A 429-nucleotide genomic window follows, 5' to 3' on the forward strand; every position below is an offset into this window, starting at 1 on the left:
CGAAAAATGTCCCGGATAACAAACTGATGTGGTACGTCATTATCCATCTGACGTTTGTGCTTTCTGCATTTGTGATGGGCTATCTTGACCGACTGACTCGTCATAATCACTGATCTGATTCGGGCGCGGTTCGCGCGCCCGTTATTAACAGGTCATTTATCGGAAGACGCCTGCCACAGATTCAGCTCGCCATCGGCGATATGCTGATCAATCTGCGCCAGCTCCTTGGTGCTAAATGTCAGATTATTCAGCGCCTGCACGTTCTCCTCTAGTTGCTCCGCGCGGCTGGCACCAATCAATACCGACGTCACGCGATCATCTTTCAGCAACCAGCTTAACGCCATTTGCGCCATTGATTGTCCACGCTGCTGTGCCATTTCATTCAATAAGCGCAGGCTGTTGAGGTTGGCTTCGGTAAGCATTTTCGGT

At 50.6% G+C, this 429-nt stretch carries 1 pseudogene; it reads right to left on the minus strand.

What is annotated here, in order from left to right:
• Positions 1-152: 152 nt before the first annotated feature.
• Positions 153-429: pseudogene (gene gpr / locus K0039_RS25595) on the minus strand (L-glyceraldehyde 3-phosphate reductase); the annotation flags it as partial.

It is taken from the genome of Terrisporobacter mayombei (assembly GCF_020748465.1).
Lineage (GTDB): Bacteria > Bacillota > Clostridia > Peptostreptococcales > Peptostreptococcaceae > Terrisporobacter > Terrisporobacter mayombei.